We start from the raw sequence: 26827 nt of genomic DNA, 5'->3' as shown, positions 1-26827 counted from the left end.
CATGCTGCCCTTTCCGCTGAGTCCTTTTCCGCTGCGCCAGCCGATCATCTTTCTCGACACCGAAACCGGGGGCCGTGACCCGGCACGTCACTCGCTGCTGACCATCGGTGCGGTGACGCTCGGCCAGGACGGTGAGATCAGCCGCCCGCTGCATTTGCTGATCAAGCACGCCGAATACTGCGTGGAGGCGGGCGCGCTGGCCGTCAACGGCATTGACCTGCTGGCCCACGATCAGGCCGCCCAGCCGCCGGAAGCTGCCGCCCAGGCGCTGCGCGACTACGCCGCCGGGGTGGGCCGGGTGATGCTCGGTGGGCACAACTTCGCCTTCGATCTGGCCTTTCTGCGTCCGCTGCTGCCCGATCTGCGGCGGGTCTTCAGAAGCGGGCACGTGGACACCAAGCTCAGCGCCCAGTTCCTGATTCACGCCGGGGTACTGCCGCACAGCGTCGGCACGCCGCTCTCGCAGCTCACCGGGCACTTCGGTATCGAGTACGCGGCCCACAATGCTCTGGAGGACGCCAGGGCCACAGCGCAGGTCTACGTGGAACTGCTCAAGCTGGTGGGCGGATAGCCCCACCCAAGCCCTGGTTCAGTCCATCAGCACCACGTCCACCTCGTCGCCCACCTCCGCCGCGCCGCCCTCTGGCATGATGACCAGCGCGCCCGCGTCGCTGAGCGATCTCAGCACGCCGCTGCCCTGCTTGCCGTAATCGAAGACCTGGCTGCCGCGCACCTCGGCCCGCCAGAAGGCCGTCTTGTCGGCCAGGCCACGAAACGGCGTGCCCGCCCGCAGGCGCAGGGTACTCAGCGGCTGTCCGGTCAGGGCCGGGCGCACGATCACCTGAAAGACCACCAGGCTGCTGACTGGGTTCCCCGGCAGACCGAACACCGGCAGGCCCTTCCAGCCGCCCAGCATGGCCGGGCCGCCGGGACGCATCCGCACTTTCCAGAAGCTGACCTTGCCCTCCTGAATCAGCAGGTCGCGCACGAAGTCGTACTTGCCCATGCTGACGCCGCCGGAAGTCAGCAGGATGTCGGCCCCGCCGATGCTGGTCAGCGCCTGCTCCAGTGCCTCGGGGCTGTCGGGTGCGGCGGGCAGCAGCACGGCCTCGCAGCCCGCTTCCCGCAGCATGCCCAGCAGGCCGTAGGCATTGGAGTTGTAGACCTGCCCCGCACTGAGCGGCTGCCCCGGCTCGATCACCTCGTCGCCGGTACTCATCACTGCAACCCTCAAAGGCTTCAGGGTCGGCACCTCGGCGTGCCCCAGGGCGGCGGCCAGTGCCACGCGGGCCGGGGTCAGGAGTGCTCCTGCGTGCAGCACCGTCTCGCCCGCCTCGAAGTCGCCGCCCTCGCGCCGCACGTCGCCGGGAGAAGCGGGGCGCAGCAGGAGCACGCCGTCCCCGTCGGCCCTATCACTGTCGTCTTGCAGTTGCTCCACCGGGCAGATCGCGTTGGCCCCCTGGGGCAGCGGCGCGCCGGTATAGATGCGGACCGCCTCGCCCGCGCCCACTGTCCCGGCAAAGGCCAGCCCGGCACGGCTCTCCCCGATCAAGCGCAGGCGTGTCGGCTGCTCGGGGCTGGCCGCCAGCGTGTCGGCCTCGCGGCAGGCAATTCCGTCCAGGGCGCTCTCGGTGGCCGAGGGGTGGCTGACTCTGGCCATCAGATCGGCAGCCAGGGTGCGGCCAAACGCCGAGGCGAGCGCCACCGTCTCGGTTCGCCGCTCGGGCAGCAACTGGCGCAGCAGGGTGCGGGCTTCCTCCACGCTGACGAACATCGGAAAGGTGGGCGGCGCGGGGTGGGGTGCAGTCATGTGGTCAGGATAGAGGACTGAGCAGGCTGCCCTCAGATACACGGGTTCTCAGATGCTCAGCACCTTGGCGCAGCGGTAGAGCGCGCGGCTCACGTCCTTGCTTTTGGTCCAGGTTTCTTCGAACGGCACGTAAGTCAGCCCGCCCCCGGTGCGGCCCACCATGATGTTGGACTTGCCCGCGATCAGCGCCTCGACGGCCCCCTCGCCCAGCCGTGAGGCCAGCACCCGGTCCGACGACACCGGCGAGCCGCCGCGCTGGATGTGGCCCAGCACGGTAAGGCGGGTATCGATGCCGGTGTTCTTGGTGATGGCTTCGGCAATGCCCTGCCCGCCGCCGGGGTAGCCCTCGGCCACGATGATGATGCTGCTGGTCTTGCCGCGCGCCTGGCTGTTCCTGATGACTTCCAGCAGGTCTGCGACGGTCTTCTGGTCTTCGGGTAGAAAGACTTCTTCCGCGCCGCCCGCCACCGCCACGTCCAGCGCGATATGCCCGGCGTGGCGGCCCATCACCTCGATGACGAAGATGCGCTCATGGCTTGCCGCCGTGTCGCGCAGTTTGTCCACGGCGTCCAGGGCCGTTTCCACGGCGGTGAAGTAGCCGATGGTGTGGTCGGTGCCGTAGAGGTCGTTGTCGATGGTGCCGGGCAGGCCGACCACCGGAATGCCGTGCTCCTGCTGGAGGTAGTGCGCGCCGTGAAAGCTGCCGTCGCCGCCGATGACCACCAGCGCGTCCACCTTCCACTCGCGCAGGTGCCGGGCCCCCTCGGCCCGGCCCTCGGCACTGCGCCAGGTGTGGCTGCGGGCGGTCAGCAGCATGGTGCCGCCGCGCTGGATGATGTTGGCCACGTCGCGCGGGCCGAGCAGCCGCAGATCGCCCTGATGCAGGCCCTGAAAGCCCCGGCGCACGCCCACCACCTCGATGCCGTGGTAGGTGGCGGTCCGCACGACGGCGCGGATGGCCGCATTCATGCCCGGCGCGTCGCCGCCGCTGGTCAGCACCGCGAGGCGCTTGATGGTGGTGTTGGGTGCTGTCATGACTCCTCCATGGGGGAGTTGGTGGACGGGTGGGTCTGCACCGCGCCGAGCGCCAACTGATAAGCGTCATTCTTACGCAAACCCCTGGTCTGGAGCAAGGCCCGGATCTCCCGCGCGTCTTTGCCCTCCGCCGCCCACCCGGCAGCCAGGCCGGGGTAATCGGTGAGCTGCTCGCCGGGAAGCAGCTCGTTTGCCGCCTTGCCCGCCACCACCACCACGATCTCGCCGCGCACGCCGCCGCCGAAATACTCGGTCAGCTCGGCGAGTGTGCCGCGCCGGGTCTCCTCGAATTTCTTGCTGAGTTCGCGCGTCACCGAGGCCAGCCGCGCCTCGCCGCAGACGGCGGCCAGTTCAATCAGACTGGCGTGCAGGCGGTGCGGGCTTTCATAGAGAATGCTGGTCTCAGACCGGGCCGCGATGGCTCCCAGGCGCTCCTTGCGCTCGCGGCCCGTGCGGGGCAGGAAGCCCTCGAAGGTGAAGCGGGCGGTATTCAGGCCCGAGAGAACCAGTGCCGGAATGAGGGCGGTGGCTCCCGGAAGCGCTTCCACCTGACCGCCCAGCCGCAGCGCTGCGGCGACGAGTTCGCTGCCGGGGTCGCTGATGCCGGGCGTGCCCGCGTCCGAGACATAGGCCAGTCTCGGGTACTGCCCGAAGGTCCGCTCGGCCCGCGACATGGTGTGGGCGTCGAGGCGCACCAGTGGGCGGGCGATGCCCAGATGGGTCAGCAGCGCTCCCGTGCGGCGGGTGTCCTCGCAGGCCACCGCGTCAGCCTGCCGCAGCACCTCGGCGGCCCGGTAGGTGAGGTCGCCGAGGTTGCCCACCGGGGTCGGCACCAGCCACAGGTGAACGCCGCTGGCCGCTGCACTCACGGGGAGAGCGTCGTCGGTGAACGCCTGACCAGCGAGCGGCCCCTCAGCAACCAAGTCACTGGCTGGCGGGTCAGACGGGTTCCGGGACATGTCCCTCCGCTTCGCCCGGTACCCGCTCGCTGGTCAGGCCCGGCATCGGGCGCAACTTGATCCGGATCTTCTTGGGTCGGTTCAGCGCGCTGCTGATCTTGGCGCGCAGCAGTTCGCCCTCGCCCACCGTCACGGTGACGACGGTGCCTTCCGGCAGCTTGGCCCCGATCAGCACCACCACTTCATTTTCCACTACGCCCTTGTAGGCCCTCATTGGCCTAGTTTATGCCGAAAGGGCAGGCAGGGTGGGCGGCCTGGGCGACGGACTTAATTTTAACTGGCTCCAACTTGAACTGACCCAACCTCCGCTCTCAGGTTTCGCTGCGCCGCCGCTCGGCCCTGGTGAGGGCCTCGCGCAGCGCCGTGATGTCGGCCTCGCGCACGCCGCCGAGCTGGGCGTAGCGGTCCACCACGTCCGCCGCCTCGCGCCTGCGTCCCAGCCGCAGCAGCATGCTGGCGAGGTGTTCGCCGTCCACAAAGTAGGCGCGCGGCACATCAGGCTGCTGGGCCACCTGGGCGCGGGCGGCGTCGAGCCGGGTGGTGGAGTGGCGAAAGCGGGTGACCTGAAAGCGGATCAGGTAACTGGCGGTGATGAAGGTCAGCACCACCGCCAGGGTGGAGGCGCTGAGTGAGCGCGACACCCCGAAGCCGCTGGCCAGCCGCACCAGCAGCGGAAAGAAAAACGCCAGCACCACCACCGTCGCCAGCGAGGCGGCGTAGTTCACCGGCCCGGCCCGGTTGGCGGTGGGAGGGTCTGCCAGGCAATCATGCCAGTCATTCTAGCGGGCCAGCGCGTTAGCGGGTATTCGGCAACGCTGGAATCGGCGCAAAGGGCAGCCAGGGCAGGCGCTCAAGCTGACCCGTGACCCACTTCACCGCCCGGCTGTTGGGAGATGACACGCCGCTGTGGTCCTCGTGAACCGAGACGAACGTCTGAATGCCGGTCTTGTCACCGCCGGGGCGCTGGTTGGGCGTCAGGTCGAAGAGGTAGTTGACGTAGAAGCCCGGCACCTCGCCGCCGCTGGCCGGGAGGCGCTTACTCTGCACTTCCAGGTTCACGGCCACATTGGGCCACACCAGATCCTTGAGGCGCACGGACTGGCCGCCTACGAGTGCGCTGCTGCATGCCAGCAGGGGCGAGCGCTGCGGATCGCCCTGCCACAGCGCCGAGGTCGCCGCCAGCGTTTCAGCGCTGTGGTCGGCATTCCAGGCCACGCAGTTGGCATCGAGGTCGATCAGGACCGCCACCGGCACCTGCCCGAAGAGGGTGCTCAGGTAGTGGCCCCACACCGCGCCGTGCGAGTGGCCCACGATGATCACCTGCGCCGGGTTGCGCCGCCCGAGCACCAGTTCGCTGGTCAGGCGCTGGTAATCGCTGAGCAGATCGAGAATTCCGCGCTGCGGCAACTTCGAGCGCCGCGACTTGAAATCGGTGGTGATGCGCTCGGCGTAGCCTTCCACCTCCACGTTGAGGCCGCGCCGCTCGAAGACGGCGGCCAGCACCTTCAGGGTGCCGCGCTCGCTGAGATAGTCCCAGTTGTCCTGCGGGGCCTGGCAGGGCGGGCCGCAGCGCCCGGAGATGCCGAAGATCAGCACGTCGGGGCTGCCGACGGGGCGCAGCGGCAGGGCGCGCTGCTTGGCGGCGCTGGGAGCCTCGAAGACTGCCGGGCCGAGGCTGGGCAGCGGCGCGCAGGCCGCCGAGCACAGGGTCAGGAGCAGGGCCAGCAGCGTCGCCAGTCGGGGCCGCAGGTTCACGGCCCTAGCGCCGGGTCGAGCCGTCGCTGGTGAGCAGCGGGCCATACAGGTCGGGGCGGCGGTCGCGGAAAAAGCCCATTCCGGCGCGGAATTTTCTGGCCGCCGTCAAATCGAGCGTGTGGTGCAGCGCGCCCACCTCGTGGTCGCCAAACTCGGCCACGATCTCGCCGGTAAAATCGCTGATAAACGAGTGGCCGTAGTAGGTCTGGGTCAGGTTCTCCACGACCTCGCTGCCGATGCGGTTGGCTGCGCCCACATAAGTGGAGTTGCTCACCGCGTGGCCCACCATCGCCCGCTGCCACATCTGGTGGCTGTTGGGCGTCTCCACGCCTTCTGGCTCCGAGCCGATGGCCGTGGGATACAGCAGGAAGTCGGCCCCCAGCAGCATCATGGCGCGGGCCGATTCGGGATACCACTGATCCCAGCAGATCCCGGCCCCGACGCGCCCGTAGCGGGTGGCCCAGACCTTGAAGCCGGTGTCGCCGGGCGTGAAGTAGTATTTTTCCTCGTAGCCGGGGCCGTCGGGAATGTGGCTTTTGCGGTAGACGCCCAGCAGTTCGCCGCCCGCGTCGATGCAGGCCAGCGAATTGTAGTGGGTCTGTCCTGCCGCCTCGAAGAAGCTGACCGGCAGCACCACCCCGAGTTCGGCGGCAAGGTTCTGGAAGCGCCCCAGGAAAGGGTGGCACGCCACCGGGTGCGCCAGGGCGAAAGAGTCCTCGCGCTCGGCCTGGCAGAAGTACAGGTTCTCGAACAGTTCCGGCAGCAAGATCACCTGCCCGCCTGCTCTGGCCGCGTCCCGGACATGCGCCTCGGCCCGCGCCAGGTTGTCTTCGAGCTGGTCGGTCATGTGCATCTGGATGACGGCCAGGGACGTGAGTTGGGAAGCAGTCATGGGTTCAGGCTACCCGAAGTCAGTCAGGCGCAACTGATCGGGTGTCACCTTGCTCCGCGTGCAGCCGAGACCGGGCAGCATGATCAGGCACAGTCCCAATCAGGCATAGTAGGGCATGTCCAGCGTGCGCCCGATCTGGTTGATGGCGGTGCTGCTGGGCCTGGTCAGCGGCGGCACGCTCGGCTACCGCCTGCTGGAAGGCTGGCCCTGGTCCGAGAGCCTGTATATGACCCTGATGGTGCTGACCACGGTGGGCTTCAACGAGGTGCATCCGCTGAACCAGTGGGGCGAGTATTTCACCGACTTCCTGATGGTGGTCGGCATCGGCCTGATGCTGTATCTGCTGACGGTGCTGGCTGACAATGCCCTGCGCGGCGTGCTCGACCCGGCCAGGGCACAGCTCAGAAAGGAGCGGCGACTGAGAATGCTGAAAAACCACACCCTGGTCTGCGGCTACGGTCAGGTGGGTGAGGCCGTCTGCGCCGCGCTGCTGGAAGCGGGCCGCAGCGTGCTGGTCATCGATACCGCCGCCGAGCGTCTGGCTGCCGCCGCCGCCCGGGGGCTGCACACCCTCAGTGGCGACGCCACCGACGAGGAGGATCTCAAGCGCGCCGGGATCGAGCGGGCCACCGCGCTGGTGAGCGTCATCAATTCCGATCCAGCCAATCTGTATGTGGTGCTCTCGGCGCGGGGGCTGGTGCCTGAGCTGACCATCATCGCGCGGGCCAGTGACGAGAGTGCGGCCCAGAAGATGCGCCGCGCCGGGGCCAGTGAGGTGGTCAATCCGTATCAGCTCAGCGGCAACCGGATCGCCCGGCTGATGATTGCGCCGAATCTCGTTCACTTCCTGAGCGGCAGCCTGGACAGCGGGCACTTCACGGTGCGTGAGATGGCAGTGCCGCCCGCCTACGTGGGCCGCAGCATCGAGCAGTTCGGCCAGGACAGCGGCGCGCTGGTGGTCGCCATCTGGCGCGGCGATCAGGCCATGCGCCCGCGTCCGCATGTCAGGCTGCTGGAAAGTGACAGCCTGCTGCTGGCCGGAACCGCCGATGAGGTGGCGCAGGCCGGGCGCTGAGCGGGTCATGTGGATGGATCGGTGGCGGGTTGCTCAGTCGGTGTCTGGCCCGGTCTCCTCGAAGGTCAGCCGGTGCTTGCGGAGCATATACAGGTACAGCTCCTCGACCTTGGTTCTGGCCCAGGGGGTTTTTCGCAGAAACTTGAGGCTGCTGGGCACACTGGGGTTGTCCTGGAAGCAGCGGACGTTGATGCGCCGTCCCAGTTCGGCCCAGCCGTAGTAGCCGCTCAGGCGCGTGACGATCTGCTCCAGCGTGACGCCGTGCAGCGGGTTGGAGTCTGCCATAGGCTTCCAGTGTATGACACCTGTCACGTCCCCTGTCTGACACTCCGCACTGCTCGGCGGGCGTGGGCAGGACTAAGCTCTGGGCATGAACGAGCAGACGTCACTTCAGTCCCAGGCTCAGCAAGGTGGTCACACTTCTCTTAGCCTTCCCGGTCTGCCTGCGGCGGCGGTGCTGCTGGTGCTGGCGGTGGCGTTCACGGTGGACGGCACGCTGGGGGACCGGGCAGGCGGCCTGTACCTGTTCATTCCGCTGGCCGCCGTGCTGGGTCAGGCCATCAATCTGATGCTCAAGCTGGGGTATTTGCCCAGGAGCATGTACGGCGCGTTGTTCGGCGTGTGCATTCCCGCTTTCATCGGCCTGAGCATCCTGCTGCACTTCTCGCTCGACCAGGTTTGGCTGCCGCTGCTGTTTGTGGGGCTGGCGTTCAAACGGCTGATCCCTGGCCGCCGCTTTGCTGCCAGGTTACGTCGCTGATTTGAGGTCTGGCTCATCCATCCGCCTCGGCAACGTGCTGCCCCTGGCTCCCGAATTGTCGGAAACTACTGAGATGGTGCCGCCGGATTTTAGAATAGCGAACTGCACCTTGCCCACATCGGTGACGCCCTGGTGGCGAAGCTGCGGCTTGAGTGACTGCATGGACATGTGGGTGCGGTGCACGGCAGAATTCCGCTGTAACGCCCCGCCCAAGAAGGAGATATTTAGTAGCCGACGCCTGAGGGGTCTTGAGAACTCGTTTATACCTCTGCGTCAATCCTGATGGGCTGCCAGCCCCAGCAGTCCATCCAGACTCAGCGCCAGCAGGGCGGCCAGCAGCGCTCCGATGACCACCAGGCCGGTGTTCTGCTGCGAGAGGCCCTCGATGATCGGGGTGCCCAGGCCGCTCGCGCCCAGCGCCGCACCGATGGTGGCAGTGCCGACGTTGTAGACAGTGGAGGTCCGTACCCCTGCCAGCAGCACTGGCAGGCTCAGCGGCAGCTCGATGCGGAGCAGGCGCTGGCCGTCGGTCATGCCCATGCCGCGCGCAGCATCCAGGGTGGGTTTGTCCACGGCCAGCAGCCCGGCGACGGCGTTGGACACCACCGGCACCAGACCGTAGAGCAGCAGCCCCAGCAGGGTCGGCCTGACCCCGAATCCCAGCGCCGGAACCGCCAGCGCCAGAATGGCCAGGGTCGGCACCGTCTGGCCCAGCCCGGCGACGGCTTCGGCCAGCCGCATCAGCGATTCGCGGCCCGGCCGGGTGACGGCCACCGCCAGCGGCACGCCGATCAGCAGGACCACCACCTCGGCCAGCAGCACCAGCCCCAGGTGTGCCAAGGTCAGCTTCCACAGCGGCGTGTCGAGCACTGGCACCTGCCCCGCCGAGAGCGAAGACACTGCTTTGTTGAGCAGTCCCGGAATCAGGCAGATCAGTAGCAGCACCGGCCAGATGAAGGCGGGCCAGACGGAGCGCAGCGGACGCCTGGAATTGAGTGCCAGCAGCGTCACGTCTGCTCCAGATCACGAAACGACAGCACACCGCTGATCTGACCGTCCTCGCCCAACACTGCCACCGCCTCGGCCCGCTCGCGCAGCATCACGCTTAGGGCGCTGCGGGCGTTGAGCGAGGCGCTGATCTGCGGCAAGCCCGCGCCGTCGCCCGCCCGCGCCAGCGTCCCGGCCTGTATTCCCGCCAGCTGGCGCAGCAGGGCGTCCTCGCCCAGAAACTGCCGCACGAACTCGCTCACCGGGCGGCGCACCAGGTCGTCGGGCGTGCCGAACTGGGCCAACTCCCCGGCGTTGAGCAGCGCCACCTTGTCGCCCAGCTTGAGCGCCTCATCGATGTCGTGTGTCACCATCACGATGGTCTTCTTGAGGTTGTGCTGGATCTCGCGGAACGCCTCCTGCAACTTGTCGCGGGCCAGCGGGTCGAGCGCCCCGAACGGCTCGTCCATCAGCAGCACTGGCGGGTCGGCGGCCAGCGCCCGCGCCACGCCCACCCGCTGCTGCTGCCCGCCCGAGAGCTCCGAGGGGCGCTTGTCCCCAAACTGCCCCGGCTCCAGGCCCACCAGCTCCAGCAGCTCACGCACCCGCGCACGCGTTTTTGCTTTCGGCTGGCCGAGCAGGTCCGGTACGGTGGCCACGTTCTGGGCGACGCTCAGGTGCGGAAACAGCCCGATCTGCTGGATGACGTAACCGATGCGGCGGCGCAGCGCCTCGGGTCTCAGGCTCTGGGTGTTCTCGCCCTCCACCAGAATCTGGCCCGCCGTCGGCTCGATGAGGCGGTTGATCATTCGCAGCGTGGTGGTCTTGCCGCAGCCCGACGGCCCCAGCAGCGCTGTGATTTCCCCGCTGGGAAAGATGAGACTCAGATCCTTGACGGCGTAGAACGGTTGCCCCGTCAGCGGGTTGTCGTAACGTTTTTCCAGGTTTCGCAGTTCAATCATTCTCTCACGCCCTTCCCAGTCTGCGTCCCAGGAACGCTTCCAGCCCGCGCAGCAGGGTGTCCAGCACAATCGCCAGCAGCGCGGCGGGCAGCGCCCCCAGCAAGATGAGATCGGCGGCCCCGCTTTGCAGCCCGCTGAAGATGAAGTAGCCCAGCCCGCCCGCGCCGATGAGTTGCGCCACGCTGGCGACCCCGACCAGCATCACGGCGGCCTGCCGGATACCACTGAGCCACACTGGCAGCGCCAGCGGCAGTTGCACCCGCCAGAAGCGCTGGTTGTCGGTCATACCCATGCCGCGCGCGGCGTCGAGCACGCCCGGCAGCACTCCGCGCAGGGCCACCACGCCGTTTCGGAGCACCGGCAGCAGCGCATATAAGGTCATGGCAGTCAGCGCCGGGGCCACCCCGATGCCGCTCACCCCCACCGCCCGCAGCGCCGGAACCGCGTTGGCCAGTGCCGAGAGTGGCGCGATCAGCAGACCCAGCAGCGCCAGACTCGGCACGGTCTGCACACCGCCCGCCACGCCCAGCACCACGCCCGACACGCGGGCATTTCGTGAGGCCCAGACCGCCAGCGGCGCACCGATCAGGGTGGCCAGGCCCAGCGCCACCAGAATCAGGTAGAGGTGCCGACCCAGTTCCTGAAAGAAGCGGTCATGCTGCACCTGGTACTCGGCCACCACCGACCAGCCGGCGAAGTGGCCCAGCGCTGCCATCGCCACCACGGCGGGCAGCCACAGCCAGGCCAGATACGGCTGCACGCCGCCCGACACGCTGGCCAGTCTGCGTCCGACCAGCCCCGCGCCGTACACCGTCACGGCGGCCCCCAGCAGCCACAGCCACAGCCCGCTGCTGACGCTGGCCCGCGCAAATTCAGCCTGCCCCTGCACGGCGGCCCCGGTGCGCGAGCCGAGCCACCACGCGCCGAGACTCAGGGCGGTGCTGGCAAGGAGCGGTACGGCGCGCGGCCAGAAACGCCCGGCCAGCGCCGTCGCCAGCGCCGCCAGTAGCCCCAGCCCGATGTCCAGCGGCGGCAGGCGCAGGAAGTCGCCCGCTGCCAGCCGGTTGGGCCTCAGCAGCACCCAGGGCAGCCAGCAGGCCACCAGCATCGGCGCGGCCCCCAGCCACAGCACGGTTTGCAGATCACTGCTGAGCCGGGCGGCAGACGAAAGGGCAGGGGAGAGATGCTCTCCCGCTGCCCCTGCGAGTGGGCGGCTGTTCACCAGCCCGGCTCGGTTCGCGCGGCGCGGATAAACTCGGTATAGGTAGGCGTCACTGCGCCCATCAACCGAACTCGCAAAACCGGCAGACTGCCGTTGACCCGCGCCGCCCTCTTCATTTGATCCGGCTCACTTGATCAGGCCCTTGGACTTGAGGTAATCGCTGGCCACCGACTGGGCGCTTCGGCCTTCCAGGGCCACCTCGCCGTTGAGCTTTTGCAGGGTCGGCTGGTCGATGCTGGCAAAGGCCGCGTTCAGGATGCCCGCGATCTGCGGGTTGGCCTTGAGGGTGTCAGTGCGGATGGTGGGCGCGGGCTGGTAAACCGCCTGCGCGCCCTTGGGATCGGTCAGGGCCACCAGCTTGAGGGCGCTGAGGGTGCCGTCGGTGCCGTAGGCCATCGCCGCGTTGACGCCGTTGGTGCCGTTGGCGGCCGCCTGCTGGGCCTGCGGCGGGGTCGCTCCGGCCAGCACCAGCTTCTGATCGGCGCTGAGCTTGAAGCTGTAGACGCTCTCGAACATCGGCATGGTATCGGGGCGGTTGAAGTACTCGGGGCTGCCCGCGATCTTGAACTTGCCGCCGCCCTTGAGGTAACGCGCCAGATCGGCCACGCTCTTGAGCTTGTTGGCGCTCGCCAGTTCCTGCGGCACCGAGATGACCCAGGTGTTGTTGACCTTGGCGGGTTTGAGCCAGGTGATACCGTTCTTGGCATCGAGTTTCTTGGCCAGGTTGTAGATGGTGCCTGAGTTGCCCGCCTGCTTGGGCGTGATCTTGGCGTCGGGAAAGAGGTACACGGCGTTGCCAGTGTATTCGGCGTACACGTCCACTTCACCGGCCATGATGGCCTTGCGGTTGACGCCGGTATCGCCCAGCGCCGTCTTGTCGGTCACGTCCAGCCCGGCGTTTTTCAGGGTCAAGTAGATGATCTGGCCCAGAATCTGCGCTTCGGGGTCGAGCTTGCCTCCCACCACGATGGACTTGGCGGCGGCAGAGCCCATCAAAGCGGCCACGGACAGGATCAGTACTTTTTTCAAATTGTTCGGCATTCGGTTCCTCCATGTTCCTGCCCGGCCCGGCGCTGAGAAGAGAATTGACGCTCCAAACTTCTGAAATGCTGTCCTACATAAGTAAGTCCAGCGTTCAGAACAGCGCCGCGCCGTGAGTCAGAACAAGGCCAACATACCCGCTTGACCTGACGCGAGTTGAACGAACAAGCACAAATGCATGGCCGCCTGCAAAGACACTTCCGCTCACCTTGAGCAGAGATCAAGAACGTTTGACACGCCTTTTTAAGCGAGCCGAATGGTGGTTCAGACAAGTGTTGGCCGACTTTATCTATTATTTAGAGTCGCTTCAGAGAAGATGTTCGGAGCTGGGAGTTGGGCGCTCAGAGATAGGTGACAGCAAAAACCGCCGTCTCCAGACTTGGAAACGGCGGAGTGGTAAAGGCAGTGCTCGCTTAGAGGTTGCCTTTGAGGGTGCTGGCGACTTTGAAGCGCACCTTTTTGCCAGCGGGAATGGTGATCTTCTCGCTGGTGCCGGGGCGCACGCCCTGACGTGCTGCCGTCTTGGCGACGCTGAAGGTGCCCAGGCCTGGCAGGCCCACGCTCTTGCCGTCTTTGAGGGCCTCGACCACGACGTCGAGCATCACGGCCACAGACTCGCCCGCCTGCTTCTTGTTCAGGCTGGTGCGGTCGGCGACCAGATCGATGATCTGGGTCTTGGCGATTTTCTCGCTGGTTTCGGCAGCGGGAGCGGGTGCCTTTTTGGGGGCAGCGGGTTTGGCGGCAGGTTTGGCTGGCGCTTTGGTACTTTTAGCCATGTAGGACCTCCAGGAGTTGAAGTTGAGCAGGTTGTCGGCTCGAAAAAGACAGTAACACACATTTCAGGGTTTGTGAACGGCACCGAGGCCCTCTGGGACCGCCTCTACCACCAAGAGGCGCTGTTCCTGAGAGGACGAATTCCCGCTAAAATCGGCGATTTGCCGTCCTGGACGGACTTAACCGATGAGTTACTTATGTGTAAACAGTTAATTTATGTTCCTGCTGAAATCGTCTTCCCCAGGCGCACGATCCGCACACGGGCGCTCAGGGCGTCGTATGTCCACAGACGACCCGAGAGTACATCTGCCTGCCCGGTCAGTATCTTGAGGGCTTCGAGCGCCATCACGCTGCCGACCACCCCGAGCAGCGGGCCCACCACCCCGATGTCGTCGCAAGACTCGGCTCCGTCCGGTGTCGCAAAGACGTCGCGCAGCCCGAAATCGGGGCCGAACACGCTGACCATGCCCTCGAAGCCGCCTGCCGCGCCCCAGACCCAGGGCAGGCCAGCGGCGGTGCAGGCGTCGTGGACCAGGTAGCGGGCCGTGAAATTGTCGCTGGCATCGATGACCAGATCAACGCCTTCGAGCAGCGCCGGGGCCGTCTCGGGGCTCAGTGCGGGCGCGGCCTCGACTCCCACATACGGATTGACCTGCTGGGCACGGGCGGCGGCGGCCTGGGCCTTGCTGCGGCCCACGTCGGCAGTGGTGTAGAGCGTCTGGCGGTGCAGGTTGCTGAGCGACACCGTGTCGCCGTCGGCGATGCGCAGGAATCCGGCACCCGCCCCGGCCAGATACGAGATGACCGGGCAGCCCAGCCCACCCGCGCCGATGACCAGCACGTGGGCGGCCTTGAGGCGCTCCTGGCTGTCAGCGAACTCCGGCAGCAACAACTGGCGTCCGTAGCGCCGCAGTTCGGTCCGGGAGAGGGCGGCAGGGTCACGGGTCACGCAGGCAGTCTAGAGGCTGGGCTGTGACTGGATGTGGAGACCGAACAGTTGCGTTTGACCGCTTCCACCTGCGCCCGGCCAGTATGATGAAGCGGTGATGAGTTCATCCTCTGCCCAGGCCCTGCTCCTGCTCGACGCGCAGCGCGCCCATCACCGGGCGCTCGAAGACGTTGATCCCCGCGCCGCCGACGCCCGGCTGCTGCCCTGGCGCGCGGCGGTCAGTCAGGCCCGCTCACAGGGCGTGCTGGTGGTGTTTGTGCAGCGCGACGGCGAAGCAGGCAGCGATCTGGAGCCGCTGACGCGCGGCTGGACGCTGCACCCGGATTTCCGGGTCGAGGAGCGCGACGTGCTGCTGCGGGTCGCGGCCAACGACGCCTTCGAGCACAGCGCCTTGGCCCTTGAACTCCGCAGCCGGGGGGTGGGCCACTTGAAGGTACTGGCCCTGCCCGGCAGCGCCGCCGACGCCCCCACCCGTGCAGGAGCGCAGCGGGCTGGGTTCAGCATCATTGAAGCAGCTCCCCAATTGGAGGTCCAACCGTGAACGACGCTGTCCTCGATTTTCTGCTGCGGCTGCTGAAGACGCCCAGCCCCACCGGCTTTACCGAACAGGCCGTGTCACTGATCGAGCGCGAGGTGCAGGCACTCGGCCTGGAGACCCGCCGCACCCGTAAGGGCGCACTTTGCTGGACGCTGCCCGCCGCCCCTTCATCCGACCCGGCCCGGCATCTGGCCTTCAGCGCCCACACCGATACGCTCGGCGCGATGGTGAAGGCCATCCTGCCGGACGGACGGCTGCGCCTGACCCAGCTCGGCGGCTACGACTGGGCCACCATCGAGGGCGAGTATGTGACGGTGCATGGGCAGAACGGTGTGGAGGTGACCGGTACGGTGGTTAACGAGATGCAGAGCATGCACGTCTGGGGCGCGAAGCTCTTTGAACTGCGCCGCAGCGCCGATAACCTTGAAGTGCGGATCGACGAGCGAACGTTCAGCGCAGCCGACACCCGCGCCCTGGGCATTGGGGTGGGCGATTTCGTCAGCTTCGACCCACGTGCTGTGCTGACGCCCGCCGGATACGTCAAGAGTCGCCACCTCGACAACAAGGCCAGCGTGGCCATTTTGCTGGACCTGACCCGGCGGCTGCTGGCCCGGCCTGCGCCCGTCAACGTCAGCTGCTGGATCACGACCTACGAGGAAGTCGGGCACGGCGCGGCTCCCGGATTTGCCACCCCGGAATTCGGTGCGGCAGACGAGCTGATCGCCCTCGACATGGCGGCGGTGGGACGCGGCCAGACCAGCAGCGAGCACCATGTGACCCTGTGCGTGAAAGACAGCAGCGGCCCGTACGACCACGCGCTGGGCAACCGGCTGCGCGCCGCCGCCCGCCGCGCAGGGGTTGATCTCAGGGTGGACATCTACCCCAACTATTCTTCCGATGCGAGCGCCGCCTGGCGGGCCGGGCACGACCTGCCCACCGCCCTGATCGGCCCCGGCGTGGACGCCAGCCACGCCTACGAGCGCACCCACACCGACGCCCTGGACGCGAGTGCGGCGCTGATCGAGGCGTACTGCCAGGTTCCGGACTGAAGTCTGCCGGGGGCCGGGGAGAGGCCCGTGAGAATCACACTTGAGCCAAATGCCGGGGGCGTAGGCTGAGTCATGACCCTGCCTGAATCCATGTTGCCGGAACCCGAACTGCGCCCTGCGCTCGCTGACGTTCAGGCCGTCTACTCGCGGGCGGCGCTGCCTGATCCGTATCCGCTCTATGAGCGCGCCCGCTCGCACGGTCAGGTCGTGCCGGTGCCGGAATGGAATGCGGTGGCGATCTTCGGCCACGAGGAAGCCAGTCAGGTGCTGCGCTCGCCCGCCGCGCTCTCGGGCCAGCAGATCGGGCAGGCGGTAGAGGTGGGCCAGGTCAGCGAGGCCATGCAACTGCTCGCGCCGATGATGCTCTTTCACAACGGCCCCTCGCACGCCCGGTTGCGCGGGCTGGTGAGCGCCGCCTTCACGCCGCGCGTGGTGGCCGAGCAGGAGGAACTGGTGCGCGGGCTGGTACGTGAGATGCTCAGGGCCGAGGAGGGCCGCCCCTTCGATCTGGTCGACAAGCTGGCGGTGCCGCTGCCGGTGGCGGTCATCACCGGGATGCTGGGGCTATCGAAGGACGATGAGCAGCAGTTCCGGGCCTGGACGCAGAGCGTGGCCGAACTGCTCGGCGGCATCGACCAGTCGCCTGAACTGATGGCCCGCATCGAGGGTGACGCCCGCGAGATGCGTGCTTACTTCCGCGATCTGGCAGGCGACCTGCGCGCCCACCCGCAGCCGGGCCTGCTGAGCGCCCTGGCCGCCGCCGAGGACGAGGAGGGCCGCCTGAGCAGCGCCGAGCTGCTGGCCAACGCCGTGCTGCTGCTGGCCGCCGGGCACGAGACCACCAGTAACCTGATCGGGCGCGGGGTGCTGGCCCTGCAAGAGCAGCCGGGCGCGTGGGCTGAGCTGGCTGCCCTGCCCGACATCGGCAACACGCTGGCTGACGAGCTGCTGCGCTTCACCAGTCCGGTGCAGCTCACGGGCCGCGCCCTGGGTGCGCCGCTGGAGATCGGCGGGCAAATGTACCCCGCTGGAACCCATACCATGCTGCTGCTGGCCGCCGCCAACCGCGACGAGCGCACCTTCACCGACGCCAACCGCCTGAACCTGACGCGGGCCAACGCGGGGCGGCATCTGGCCTTTGCCAGCGGGCCGCACTACTGCCTGGGCGCGAGCCTGGCGCGGCTGGAAACGCGGGTGGTGTTCGGTGAGCTGGCCCGTTACCCGAAGTTGCGTGTGCTGGAGCAGACGCCGCAGTACCGCCCCAATATCGTGCTGCGTGGGCTGAGCAAGCTGATGGTGGAGCTTTAGGAATTGAATTCGGAGAAGCGGATCACCCGCACTTGCTATACCCGCACGCCTGGCACTTCAAGCACCCCTCTTCCCGAATCACCGCCCGCTCCTCGCACACCGGGCAGCGCTCCTGCCCCAGCCCCTCGGTGCTGACGCCCTGGCTGGCGGCGGCGGGAAGGCGGCGTCTGAGCTGCCCCCCGAGAGCGGCGGCAACCTGGAGGCCTCCATGTCGCGGGCGAAGGTTTCCAGCGCCACCGCGATCAAATCGGCCTTGCTGCCCACCAGCCTGCCGTTGTAGCTGCCGTACAGCCCGCCGTTGATGCCGCGCATGGTCTTGATCAGCGCCTCGGCGGGCACGCCGTGTTGCAGCGCGATGCTGACCACCCGTCCCAGTGCCTCGCTGTCGGCGTTGGCCTCGTCGCCCGCCCGCCCGGAAATGACGACCACTTCCACCGGATTGCCCTGAAGGTGGTTGACCGTCACCAGAAAGCTGCGGCGGTGGCCGCTGGTGGGGTCGGTGAGCTTCACCATGTCGGTGACGCCCTGGAGGCGGGTGGGGCGCTCGTAGCGCGGCTGGTTCGGGCGCGGGGCGGGGGCGGCGGGTAAGCTGGCCTTGACGGGCACGGGCGTAGCTTCAGCCATGACCTCGGCGGCGGCCTCATGCACCAGGTCAGGCTGCGCCGCGTTGGGTTGAACAGGGTCAGGTGAAGCGTCGTCTGCCTTCGTCTCCGTCTTGCTGGTACTCAGCACCTGAAACTGGCGCGAGCCGTCGCGGTAGACCGTGATGCCCTTGCAGCCGGTCCGGTACGCCTCGCTGTAGGCGTCCTGCACGTCCTGAACGGTGGCCGAGTTGGGCAGGTTGATGGTCTTCGAGAGACTGTTGGCCGCGAACCCCTCGGCGTCGAAGGCCCGCTGCACCGCGCCCTGCATCCGCACATGGTCGAGCGGCGCGATATCGTGGGCGCACACGAACACCTGCTGCAAGGCGGCGGGAATGAAGCTCAGGCCCACCACCGAGCCGTGGTTCTCACTGACCGCCTCAGTGACCTTGGCCCAGTCCCATTTTCCATCGCCGTTTTGACCGGGTAAGGCCATGTTGGGCGCGGGCGGGTAACTCTCCAGCAATTCCACGAACAGCGGGGCCAGCAGGGCGCGGTACTCGCTGCCGATCTTGCGCCAGATGAACGGACTGAATACGGGTTCAATACCGCTGGACACGCCCATCAGCATGGAGGTCGTTCCTGTCGGGGCCACCGTCAGCACTGCCACGTTGCGCCTCGGTGCGTGCGGCATCTGGCCCGCGTTCCGCTGGTAGACGGCGTACACCCCGCGCTCCTGGCCCAGCCGTTCGCTCTCGGCCACGGCTTCCTCGCGCAGCGCGGTCATGATCTCGAAGATCATCTCGCGGCCCGCCTCATTGTCGTAGCGCAGCCCCAGCTTGATCAGGGCGTCGGCCAGCCCCATCACTCCTAGCCCCAGGCGGCGCAGGTCCTGCGAGGCGACCCGGTTGTCTTCCAGCGCGAACACGTTCACGTCCAGCACGTCGTCGAGGAAGCGCACGCAGGTCCGCACATCAGCGCGGAAGGTGACGAAGTCAAAGCGGCTGTTGTCCACGTAGGCGGCCAGATTGATCGCACCCAGATCGCAGGGTTCGCCCACGGTCAGGGGAATCTCGCCGCAGGGATTGGTACTCCGAATCTGATACCGCTCTCCCAGATCCTTGAGTGCCGAGTACTCGTTGATCCGGTCCACGAAGATCAGCCCCGGCTCGCCGGTACTCCAGGCGTGCTGCGCCACCTGATCCCACAGCCAGGCGGCGGGAATGCCGCTGTGCTGACCGGCGTTGTAGATGGGCACGCCCCTCGCACCGTCCTCTGCGCGCTCCGGCAACTCGGGCCAGCTGCCGCTGAAGTCGCCCGCCTGCTCGGCCAGGTAGTACTTGCCCGGCACCTCCTGGGCGGCCAGGGGCCACACCCCACCCGCTTGCAGGGTGTCCCAGAACGCCTCATTCACCAGAATGGAGATATTGAACGTCGAGATGTCGCCCTCGCTGGCCTCGCGGTCCAGGTCCTTGGCGGTCAGGAAGTCGAGCACGTCGGGGTGTGAGACGCTGATGGTGGCCATGCCTGCGCCTCGCCTTGTGCCGCCCTGCCTGACCACCCGCAGCACCGGTGAGTACACATATCTCAGCGTGTTCACTGGCCCACTCTGCTCGGCTCCCCGGTTGGCCCACTCCAGAAAGTTGTCGAAAATCTCCATCAGAAAGCTGACCGGGCCGCTGCTGGTGCCGCCCGAGCCCTGAATGGCCGCGCCCTCAGGCCGCATCTGCGAGAGGTCGAGGCGCGGCTCCAAGTTGAGCTTGGCGGTTTCGGCCACGCTGCGGGCTGCGTCAATGATGCCGCCCATGTCGTCGGGCACCTGACCCACGCCCTCGGGCAGATCGCGTACGATCTGCACCCCGTTTTGCCGGGCCAGCCGCACCAGTTCGCCGCTCACAGCCTGGCCGTAGACCACCCGCGTCCAGTTACGGATCGCCACCGGCTGCTTATCGCCGTCCGGCTGGGTGGGCGGGCGCATCAGGCCCAGCACGAAGTCGGTCACGTCGGGGTGCGAGGCCGCCATATAGACCCAGCCGCGCACGCCCGCGTCGGGGCGCGAGGACGCAGCGCGCGGCGTGTACACGTCCAGATTTACACCGTTGCCGCCGCCGACCTTGGTGACCAGGGCCAGTTTCTTGGCGACTTCCATCACGCCCTCGAAGCTGCTGGGGGCGTGCTCGGTGGCCCCCTGCACGAAGCAGTTGAGGACGTTGCCGTGCTGCGTCCCCGCGCCCGCCAGCACCCGCCCACCGGGGCAGAACTTCTTGCCCACCATCAGGTCGTAGTACTGCTGTGCCCAATGGGGCCGCGCTTCTGTCGCTTCGGCCCCGGCGACCCAGTGGGCAATGCGCTCGAACATGCCGCCGAGATCGCCGTCGCTGCTTTGCAAGTACTGCCGCCCGGCGATGTGGTGGGCATTGTCGTCGAAGTTGGTCAGGGCAGCACTGCTCAGGCGGGGCGTGGTGGTCATTTGAACTCCTTAAGACAGTATTTCGGCAAGAGAAGGCGAGGCGGCAAAAGGCGGCTCCACCTGCTCAGGAAGTGGTGCGAGGATTGCGGTCAACGGCGACCCCGACGGGATGTCCAGCGATGCATAAACTCTAGCACCGCCGCCTCCTAGGTACAACGGCTTGTATGAGCGAGCGAATAGGTGTACAAGATGCAGCTTGAATGCCGCTGTGCTGGGCGGCCCAAAGCCCCAGCCGATGGAGCGTCTGCGCCTGATATTGCGGCACTCCACACAGTTGTGCCTCACTTTCTGACCGCTTCCCCAGCATCGACCCAGGGTCAGTTGAATGGCCCGGCCCGCTTTTCTCAGCCCGGTGCAGATCTGATCTCCGAGAATAAACACATCAAGCGCTCCCCCGCGATGAGGAGAACCCACCATGACCATGAGCAACGACCAAGTCAACGACAAGCTCCAGTATCTGCTCGGCACCCTGCGCGACGGCGAGAAGGGCTTCAACGAGGCTGCCGAACACGCCAAAGATGCCAGCCTCAAGCAGCTCCTCCGGGCCCGCAGCTCGCAGCGTGCCGAGATGGCCAGCGCCATAGAAACCCACCTGATGCAGGGCGGCGAGAAGCCCAAGTCGGGCGGCAGTGTGGGCGCGGCCCTGCACCGCACCTGGATCAATGTGCGCGACGCCGTAACCGGCAAGGACGACAGCTCTGTCGTGGCCGAGACGGTGCGTGGCGAGGACGCAGCCGTCAAGAACTACCAGGACGTCCTTAAGGAAACCGATTTGCCCGGCGACGTGCGCTCACTCGTCGAGAGCCAGTACGCCCAGATCCAGTCCAGCGACGCCGAGCTGAACGCCCTCAAGCGTCAGCATGAAGCCAAGAGCTGAGTATTCAGTAATTAGGACGTGGAGAAAGACGCGTCTCCACCGCAGTTCCCAGAAGTCTGGAACCAGCACAGAAGATAAAGCGCCGCACTCCTGACTGGGGTGCGGCGTTTGGTCATGTGCTCAGCAGTGACGGCGGACCTGATGCCTGTGGACGGTTTCCGCCGCCCGCGCACCGCCCGCTCCAGCTCAGAGCACGAACTCGCCCGCCCGCATCACGGGTTCGTGCTCGCCGCTCTTGGTCACGCCGTCCACGTTCATCTCGGCGCTGCCGATCATCCAGTCCACGTGGACCAGCGAGTCGTTGCCGCCCTTTTCCACAAAGGTGTCATTGCTCTCCACGCCGCCAGTCACGTTGAAGCGGTAAGCGCTGCCGATGGCGATGTGGGAGGCGGCGTTCTCGTCATACAGGGTGTTGTAGAAAAACAGGCCGCTCTGGCTGACCGGGGACGAGTGCGGCACCAGCGCCACCTCGCCGAGACGGTGGCTGCCCTCGTCGGTGGCGATGAGCTGGCGCAGGACTTCCTCGCCCTGCTCGGCGCTGGCCGCGACGATCCGCCCGCCCTCAAAGCGGATGCGGATGCCGGAGATCAGCACACCGTTGTAGCTCAGCGGCTTGGTGCTGACCACCGTGCCCTCGGTGCGCTCGCGGTGCGGCGCGGTCCAGACCTCCTCGGTGGGGATGTTGGCGACAAATTCGATCCCGGCGGGCGTGGAGCTGCTGCCGCCGCCCCAGATGTGGTCGTCGGCCAGGCCCACCGTGAGGTCGGTGCCGCTCTTGTCCTGACTGAAAAAGTGCAGGGCCGCGTACTGCTTGTCGGTCAGAATCTTCTTGCGGGTGTGCAGCTTGCCCAGGTGCTCTTTCCAGGCGGCCAACGGGTCCGGCTGGTCGGCGCGCGTGATCCTGAAGACGGCTTCCCAGTACTGCTGAACGGCCTCCTCGCAGCTGACCTCGGGGAAAATCAGCCCCGCACTCTCCGGCAGCGGCGCGGTGATCAGGTTCCAGTTGAGCCGGTTGGTCATCACCTGAAGGCTGTAGGGCTTGCGGTAGGTCGCCAGCGCCCGCTGGTGCTGGGCCAGGGTGGTGGGGTCGGCCCCGGCGTGCAGCTTCGGGTCGGTGGCCCGGATCGCCAGCACCGCGCCGCCCGCGTCGGCGGTTTCCATCTCCGCGTCCACCCGCCAGCGGCTGATCAGCTCAAAACTGCCTTCCGGGGCCAGCTCGAAGCGGGCCTTTTGCACGTCGTCATCGTCCCATCTGACATCGGCAAAGACGGCCCCGGCCCGGTAAGCGCTGCGGACGATGGCGCGGGCCAGGGGCGCGGCCTCCACAGGCGACTCGACCAGCAGGTGCTGACCGCTTTTGAGGCCCAGCCCCACCTGCACGGCCAGGTCGGCGTAGTTCTGGAGTTTTTGCTCGAAGCTGAGGCCAGCGGCGGGCGCAGCGGTGGACGGTCCAGCGGAAGATTGGGTCATGTCTGGCAGGATACGCCGCGCAGGCAGACGGCCCGCCACGTTTAAGGCTCTTCTGAATATCCGGGCCTGATCTGGCGGCAGGATGCAGCTTCGGGAACAGGGTTCGGGGGAGAAGTTCAGCGCCGCTTGACCAGGCCCCCAAACTCCGCTACACTGCCCGTCGCTGGTTTGACGAGGCGTAGCGCAGCTTGGTAGCGCACTACCTTGGGGTGGTAGGGGTCGCAAGTTCAAATCTTGTCGCCTCGACCAGCGTGGCGGGAGTGGAGAAATTCACTTCCGCTTTTTCGTTTTTTGAGCGTTCGATTTCTGAGCGCCTGCCAGCACGGATCTGCTGCTTTCCTCGTTCCTGTCTGCATGAGCGTTTCTTGAGTGTGCCGAGTTTGTCACGGTCCCAGGTCTATTCTCCAGGCATGAAACCGATTCCGGGGCTGATCCGTCTCCGCACCGCTCCCGGCGTGAGGACTGAGGAGCTGCGGCGGCGGGTTTACCTGGGGGTGGCTGCGCTGGCCTGCCTGAGCCAGCTCACTGTGACGGGTCTGGACATCTTCCAGGGCGGCGGCTTTCAGAATGGCCTGCACTGGCAGGCACTTCACGGGGAACCGGTGTTCGGGGCGCTGCTGTGCGGCAGCCTGATTCCACTGCTGCTGCGCCGCACCATTCCGGTGCAGTGGATTGATTTCGGCGTGCTGGGGGTCGCCTCGGCGGCCGTGGCCTTCGCACTGGTGGCCGCCTTTCAATCACCGGACGTGCCACAGGCCCGGCTGTATTTCGTCGGGGTGTTTCTGTTTCTGGCGGCGTTCAGCATCCTGCCCGCTTCTCTGGCGGCGCTCTATTCGGCGGCGCTGTACTTCATTGTTGTGGCCCTGACCCTGCTCAAGGGCGGTGACACGACCCTGCTGCTCGAAATGGCCCTGATCGTGCTGCTGATCGCCCACCTTTCGGTGTTCGGGCAACGGGTGAGCGCCGAGCGCCGCGAAACCCAGGTGTTTCAGAAGCTGGCCGAAACCGACGCCCTGACAGGCCTGACCAACCGCCGGGCGATGTACTGGCAACTCGAACGGGTGCTGACATCCAAGGCCAATGCGAATTCGGCGGCGCTGCTGCTTGACATCGATCATTTCAAGCAGGTCAACGACCAGCACGGGCATCTGACAGGCGATCAGGTGCTGCAATGTTTCGCCTCGGCCCTGCAAGGAGCGGTAGGTCCGGACGACGTGGTTTCGCGCTGGGGCGGTGAGGAATTTCTGATTCTGCTCTCCAATGTGAACCAGGCAGGTGCCCTGGCGGCGGCCCAGCGCTTACTGGACGCGGTGCGGCGCTGCGCCATGCCCGCAGGACTCCATATCACCGCCAGTTGCGGCGTGGCCCACGCCCGTGAAGTGACCTCGGCGGCGGCGTGGCTGAGCCAGGTGGACCTGCGGCTCTACGCCGCCAAACATGCCGGACGAGACCGGGTGATGCCGCAAGCCTGAGCTGTATCCGGGCTGCACCTGAGCCGCACTTGTGCTGGGGGCGCGTGAGGGCGGTCTTTATTTTCTCAGTTTTGTGCTGGCCTTCGTAAGCGCTAGGCTCAGGACATCCTCTCGCCGTGAGGTGCGGGGCCACCTCGCCCGGCACTCCCTTCACGCGGCCCTGACCCCCGGTCTACTGAATGGAAAGCCCCTGGACCGGGTCAGACCCGCACGCCCCACACCGACTAAAAACCTCCAAAAAACCGAGCCAAAGTGGTGAGTCCCTGTCATGAACAAATCAACCCAGAAGTCGGCGCTCGCCAAAGCCCTTTCCGTCAAGGCCCAGCCTGAGGCGGCTGAAGCCAACGCCAGAGCGGCCCACAAACACCACAACGGCAAGAATGCCAAGCTGCCCAGGCCGGGGCCGCTGCCCGAAGGCGTCAAGGACCAGACCCAGAGCACCAGCGCCGTGCTGGACAGCACGTATCTCAACCGCGAGCTGTCGTGGCTGGCCTTCAACGAGCGGGTGCTGTTCGAGGCCAGAAACGAGCGCAACCCCCTGCTGGAGCGCCTGAGCTACGCAGCCATCTGCGGCAGCAACCTCGACGAGTTCTTCATGGTGCGGGTGGCGGGCATTCACCGCCAGATCGCCGCCAACGTGACCACCAAGAGCCTGGACGGCCTGCTGCCCAGGGAAGTGCTCAACCTGGTGAGGTCGCGCACCCACGTGATGCTGCAAAGTATCGAGAAGACCACCCGCGAGATCTTCAAGAGCCTCCAGTCGCAGGGCGTGGAGATCGGGCGCGTCAAGGACCTGGGCAAGCGGGCGCGGGCCACCCTGCGGGCGCAGTACCTCTCGCAGATTCAGCCGGTGCTGACCCCGCTGATCGTCGATCCGAGTCACCCGTTTCCGTATATCAGTAACCTCAGCCTGAATCTGGCGGTGCTGCTCGACGCCGGAAGCGGCGAGGCCCCCGACTTCGCCCGCGTCAAGGTGCCAGTAGGGGTCTTGCCGCGCATCGTGCGCTGCGGCGAGCACCTGCTGCTGCTCGAAGATGTGATTGCCGAGCACCTGGGCGAGCTGTTCCGGGGTCGCACGGTCATCCGCGCGCACGTCTTCAGGGTCACCCGCAATACTGATTACGAGTTCGACGAGGACGAGGCCGAGGACCTGCTGGCGACCATCGAGGACGGCCTGCGGCGGCGGCGCTTCGGCTCGGCGGTGCGGCTGGAAGTCACCAGAGACATGCCCGGCGAGATGCTGGACCTTCTGCGAAGCCGCCTGAAACTCGCTGACGAGGACATCTTCGAGCTGCAAGGCCCGCTGGGCACCGCCAACCTGATGGGTCTGCCGGTCGAGCGCCCGGATTTGCAGTTCCCACTGTTCTCGCCGCGTGTGCCGGATCTGGACGGCGAGGACGATCAGGGCATTTTCCACACCTTGCAGCAGGGCGACGTGCTGCTGCACCACCCGTACGATTCGTTTACCAACGTGCTGGCCTTCGTGCAGGCGGCGGCCAGCGACCCCGATGTGCTGGCCATCAAGCAGACCCTCTACCGCACCGGCGACGATCCGCGCCTCATCGGCGCACTCAGGACCGCCGCCGAGAACGGCAAGCAGGTGGTGGCCCTGATCGAGCTCAAGGCCAGGTTCGACGAGCAGCGCAACATCTCCTCGGCGCGTGAGCTGGAGCGGGTCGGGGCGCACGTGGTGTACGGCGTCAGCGGTCTCAAGACCCACGGCAAGGTCACGCTGGTGGTGCGCCGTGAGGGTGAGCAACTCAAGCGCTACGTGCACATCGGCACCGGTAACTACAATCCCAAGACCGCCCGGCTCTACACCGACCTCTCGCTGCTCTCGGCCCGCGAGGAACTCGGCGCAGACGTGGCAGCGCTGTTCAATCACCTGACCGGCTACGCCGAGGCCGACTACGCTTACCTGCTGGTGGCCCCCGACACTGCCCGCAGCGGCTTCATCCGGTTGCTGGAGAGAGAAGCGGCCAACGTGGCGGTGGGCAAGCCCGGCTGGGCGCGGCTCAAGTTCAACCAGCTCACTGACCCCGGCATGATCGAGGCGCTGTATCAGGCGTCCCAAGCGGGCGTGCGAATCGAGCTGATGGTGCGCGGGGTGTGCTGCCTGCGCCCCGGCGTGCCGGGCCTGTCCGAGCACATCGAGGTCCGTAGCCTCATCGGGCGCTTTCTGGAACATGCCCGCATCTACGCTTTCGCGGGCGACGCCGCCGATGGCAAGGGCCGCGCGCCCGATGTGTATTTCGGTTCTGCCGACTGGATGAGCCGCAACCTCGACAGGCGGGTGGAGGTCATCGCCCCGGTGTTCGAGGACCGCCAGAAAGCCAAGCTGCTGGCCCTGCTCGGCACCGAGTGGGCCGATACGCGCGGCGCGTGGGTACTGCAAGCCAGCGGAGAGTACTTCAAGCTCAGCGGCGATACCAGCGCCCAGTCGGTTTTCATGGGCAGTGAGGACGCGCCGGGCTGAGCGGGGGTGGAGGTCAGGGCGGGCAGCTCACTCCGGCGGGCCAGCGTAGGGCGGCCCCACGTTGTGGCCCGCTGCTCTTCGGCTCGTCGCTCGCCTGCCGCAATGATCAGCTCCAGCATTGGAAGTCCCATGTTTTCCAGCGTGCGTCCCGCCTGTGCCGAATCCCTGGGTCGGCTGGGATTGGAGCAGACCGAAATTGGACCATAAAAAATCCGCCTCACAGGCGGCTTGTCGTTTGATTGATAAGAGCAGTTTAGCTTGGTATACAGCTGAAGTCAAGAACCATGCACTGAAACGGAGCCAAGGGACTGAACGTAGAGCGCTGGGAGGGAAATTTTTGGATCGCTTCTAGTGTAGGGGTAAGA

At 66.6% G+C, this 26827-nt stretch carries 25 protein-coding genes, 1 tRNA gene and 1 pseudogene; 10 read left to right on the top strand and 17 right to left on the bottom strand.

Going from position 1 to position 26827, the window contains the following annotated elements; genetic code table 11:
• The first annotated feature begins 1 nt into the window (after nucleotide 1).
• Nucleotides 2–571, top strand: a complete 570-nt coding sequence (locus N0D28_RS15165; protein ID WP_260561935.1) for a 3'-5' exonuclease — start codon at nucleotides 2–4, stop codon at nucleotides 569–571.
• An 18-nt stretch (nucleotides 572–589) separates the two neighbouring features.
• Here the strand turns inward: N0D28_RS15165 and N0D28_RS15160 are convergent, their stop codons facing one another.
• The 7 genes from N0D28_RS15160 to aguB all read right to left on the bottom strand — a co-directional run bounded on the left by N0D28_RS15160 (nucleotide 590) and on the right by aguB (nucleotide 6451).
• Nucleotides 590–1810, bottom strand: coding sequence for a molybdopterin molybdotransferase MoeA (locus N0D28_RS15160; protein WP_260560308.1), 1221 nt, complete (start codon nucleotides 1808–1810; stop codon nucleotides 590–592).
• Between the two features lie 48 nt (nucleotides 1811–1858).
• A complete protein-coding gene (pfkA, locus tag N0D28_RS15155; protein ID WP_260560307.1) occupies nucleotides 1859–2845 on the bottom strand; it encodes a 6-phosphofructokinase in 987 nt (328 codons plus the stop codon).
• Nucleotides 2842–3714 carry a 16S rRNA (cytidine(1402)-2'-O)-methyltransferase gene (rsmI, locus tag N0D28_RS15150; protein WP_376777675.1) on the bottom strand — a complete coding sequence of 291 codons (873 nt, stop codon included), beginning with the start codon at nucleotides 3712–3714 and terminating at the stop codon, nucleotides 2842–2844. Before rsmI ends, pfkA begins: the two co-directional genes overlap by 4 nt.
• Before the next feature lie 70 nt (nucleotides 3715–3784).
• Nucleotides 3785–4018 carry a hypothetical protein gene (locus tag N0D28_RS15145; protein ID WP_260560305.1) on the bottom strand — a complete coding sequence of 78 codons (234 nt, stop codon included), beginning with the start codon at nucleotides 4016–4018 and terminating at the stop codon, nucleotides 3785–3787.
• Nucleotides 4019–4115: 97 nt separating this feature from the next.
• A complete protein-coding gene (locus N0D28_RS15140) occupies nucleotides 4116–4529 on the bottom strand; it encodes a hypothetical protein (RefSeq protein ID WP_260560304.1) in 414 nt (137 codons plus the stop codon).
• Between the two features lie 70 nt (nucleotides 4530–4599).
• On the bottom strand, nucleotides 4600–5559 hold the full coding sequence (locus N0D28_RS15135; protein WP_260560303.1) for a hypothetical protein: 960 nt from the start codon (nucleotides 5557–5559) through the stop codon (nucleotides 4600–4602).
• A gap of 4 nt (nucleotides 5560–5563) precedes the next feature.
• Nucleotides 5564–6451, bottom strand: coding sequence for an N-carbamoylputrescine amidase (gene aguB / locus N0D28_RS15130; RefSeq protein WP_260560302.1), 888 nt, complete (start codon nucleotides 6449–6451; stop codon nucleotides 5564–5566).
• A 115-nt stretch (nucleotides 6452–6566) separates the two neighbouring features.
• Here aguB and N0D28_RS15125 point away from each other — a divergent pair, with 115 nt between their 5' ends.
• Entirely contained in the window at nucleotides 6567–7526 is a 960-nt protein-coding gene (locus N0D28_RS15125) for a potassium channel family protein (protein ID WP_260560301.1), read from the top strand.
• 33 nt (nucleotides 7527–7559) lie between these two features.
• On the opposite strand, the gene N0D28_RS15120 is transcribed toward N0D28_RS15125, so the two are convergent.
• On the bottom strand, nucleotides 7560–7811 hold the full coding sequence (locus N0D28_RS15120) for a VF530 family protein (RefSeq protein WP_260560300.1): 252 nt from the start codon (nucleotides 7809–7811) through the stop codon (nucleotides 7560–7562).
• Between the two features lie 85 nt (nucleotides 7812–7896).
• On the opposite strand from N0D28_RS15120, the gene N0D28_RS15115 reads away from it, so the two are divergent.
• Entirely contained in the window at nucleotides 7897–8286 is a 390-nt protein-coding gene (locus N0D28_RS15115; protein ID WP_260560299.1) for a hypothetical protein, read from the top strand.
• Here the strand turns inward: N0D28_RS15115 and N0D28_RS15110 are convergent.
• The 7 genes from N0D28_RS15110 to N0D28_RS15080 form a co-directional block, all read right to left on the bottom strand.
• A complete protein-coding gene (locus N0D28_RS15110) occupies nucleotides 8275–8469 on the bottom strand; it encodes a YetF domain-containing protein (RefSeq protein WP_260560298.1) in 195 nt (64 codons plus the stop codon). The two genes, N0D28_RS15115 and N0D28_RS15110, sit on opposite strands and share 12 nt — an antisense overlap.
• Nucleotides 8470–8559: 90 nt before the next feature.
• Nucleotides 8560–9297 carry an ABC transporter permease gene (locus N0D28_RS15105; protein ID WP_376777638.1) on the bottom strand — a complete coding sequence of 246 codons (738 nt, stop codon included), beginning with the start codon at nucleotides 9295–9297 and terminating at the stop codon, nucleotides 8560–8562.
• The gene (locus N0D28_RS15100) at nucleotides 9294–10235 is read right to left on the bottom strand and encodes an ABC transporter ATP-binding protein (protein ID WP_260560297.1); all 942 of its coding nucleotides are present in this window, start codon (nucleotides 10233–10235) and stop codon (nucleotides 9294–9296) included. Before N0D28_RS15100 ends, N0D28_RS15105 begins: the two co-directional genes overlap by 4 nt.
• Before the next feature lie 4 nt (nucleotides 10236–10239).
• Nucleotides 10240–11457 carry an ABC transporter permease gene (locus N0D28_RS15095; protein WP_312846418.1) on the bottom strand — a complete coding sequence of 406 codons (1218 nt, stop codon included), beginning with the start codon at nucleotides 11455–11457 and terminating at the stop codon, nucleotides 10240–10242.
• A 126-nt stretch (nucleotides 11458–11583) separates the two neighbouring features.
• Entirely contained in the window at nucleotides 11584–12486 is a 903-nt protein-coding gene (locus tag N0D28_RS15090; protein ID WP_512699008.1) for a glycine betaine ABC transporter substrate-binding protein, read from the bottom strand.
• A 425-nt stretch (nucleotides 12487–12911) separates the two neighbouring features.
• Nucleotides 12912–13274 (bottom strand): HU family DNA-binding protein, encoded by a 363-nt coding sequence (locus N0D28_RS15085; protein WP_260560295.1) that lies wholly within the window; start codon nucleotides 13272–13274, stop codon nucleotides 12912–12914.
• Nucleotides 13275–13486: 212 nt separating this feature from the next.
• The gene (locus tag N0D28_RS15080) at nucleotides 13487–14221 is read right to left on the bottom strand and encodes a HesA/MoeB/ThiF family protein (protein WP_260560294.1); all 735 of its coding nucleotides are present in this window, start codon (nucleotides 14219–14221) and stop codon (nucleotides 13487–13489) included.
• Nucleotides 14222–14318: 97 nt separating this feature from the next.
• On the opposite strand from N0D28_RS15080, the gene N0D28_RS15075 reads away from it, so the two are divergent.
• The 3 genes from N0D28_RS15075 (at nucleotide 14319) to N0D28_RS15065 (ending at nucleotide 17116) form a co-directional block, all read left to right on the top strand.
• Nucleotides 14319–14762: an isochorismatase family protein gene (locus N0D28_RS15075; RefSeq protein WP_260560293.1), complete on the top strand. Its 444-nt coding sequence runs from the start codon at nucleotides 14319–14321 to the stop codon at nucleotides 14760–14762.
• Complete coding sequence (locus N0D28_RS15070; protein ID WP_260560292.1) at nucleotides 14759–15808, top strand: M42 family metallopeptidase; 1050 nt, start codon at nucleotides 14759–14761, stop codon at nucleotides 15806–15808. Before N0D28_RS15075 ends, N0D28_RS15070 begins: the two co-directional genes overlap by 4 nt.
• Before the next feature lie 72 nt (nucleotides 15809–15880).
• On the top strand, nucleotides 15881–17116 hold the full coding sequence (locus N0D28_RS15065) for a cytochrome P450 (RefSeq protein ID WP_260560291.1): 1236 nt from the start codon (nucleotides 15881–15883) through the stop codon (nucleotides 17114–17116).
• A gap of 22 nt (nucleotides 17117–17138) precedes the next feature.
• Here the strand turns inward: N0D28_RS15065 and N0D28_RS15060 are convergent.
• A pseudogene (locus tag N0D28_RS15060) lies at nucleotides 17139–20167 on the bottom strand (adenosylcobalamin-dependent ribonucleoside-diphosphate reductase).
• A gap of 415 nt (nucleotides 20168–20582) precedes the next feature.
• Between N0D28_RS15060 and N0D28_RS15055 the strand changes: the two are divergent.
• On the top strand, nucleotides 20583–21044 hold the full coding sequence (locus N0D28_RS15055; protein WP_260560289.1) for a ferritin-like domain-containing protein: 462 nt from the start codon (nucleotides 20583–20585) through the stop codon (nucleotides 21042–21044).
• A 186-nt stretch (nucleotides 21045–21230) separates the two neighbouring features.
• Here N0D28_RS15055 and N0D28_RS15050 read toward each other — a convergent pair whose 3' ends face one another.
• The gene (locus tag N0D28_RS15050) at nucleotides 21231–22514 is read right to left on the bottom strand and encodes an aminopeptidase (protein WP_260560288.1); all 1284 of its coding nucleotides are present in this window, start codon (nucleotides 22512–22514) and stop codon (nucleotides 21231–21233) included.
• Nucleotides 22515–22686: 172 nt separating this feature from the next.
• Between N0D28_RS15050 and N0D28_RS15045 the strand changes: the two genes are divergently transcribed.
• The 3 genes from N0D28_RS15045 to ppk1 all read left to right on the top strand — a co-directional run bounded on the left by N0D28_RS15045 (nucleotide 22687) and on the right by ppk1 (nucleotide 26462).
• A tRNA-Pro gene (locus N0D28_RS15045) sits at nucleotides 22687–22763 on the top strand.
• Between the two features lie 161 nt (nucleotides 22764–22924).
• A complete protein-coding gene (locus N0D28_RS15040) occupies nucleotides 22925–23986 on the top strand; it encodes a GGDEF domain-containing protein (RefSeq protein WP_260560287.1) in 1062 nt (353 codons plus the stop codon).
• Nucleotides 23987–24254: 268 nt separating this feature from the next.
• A complete protein-coding gene (gene ppk1 / locus N0D28_RS15035; protein ID WP_260560286.1) occupies nucleotides 24255–26462 on the top strand; it encodes a polyphosphate kinase 1 in 2208 nt (735 codons plus the stop codon).
• Nucleotides 26463–26827 lie beyond the last annotated feature (365 nt).

The sequence above is a fragment of the Deinococcus rubellus genome, from assembly GCF_025244745.1.
GTDB classification, from domain to species: domain Bacteria; phylum Deinococcota; class Deinococci; order Deinococcales; family Deinococcaceae; genus Deinococcus; species Deinococcus rubellus.
This window is presented reverse-complemented; position numbering and strand designations above follow the sequence as displayed.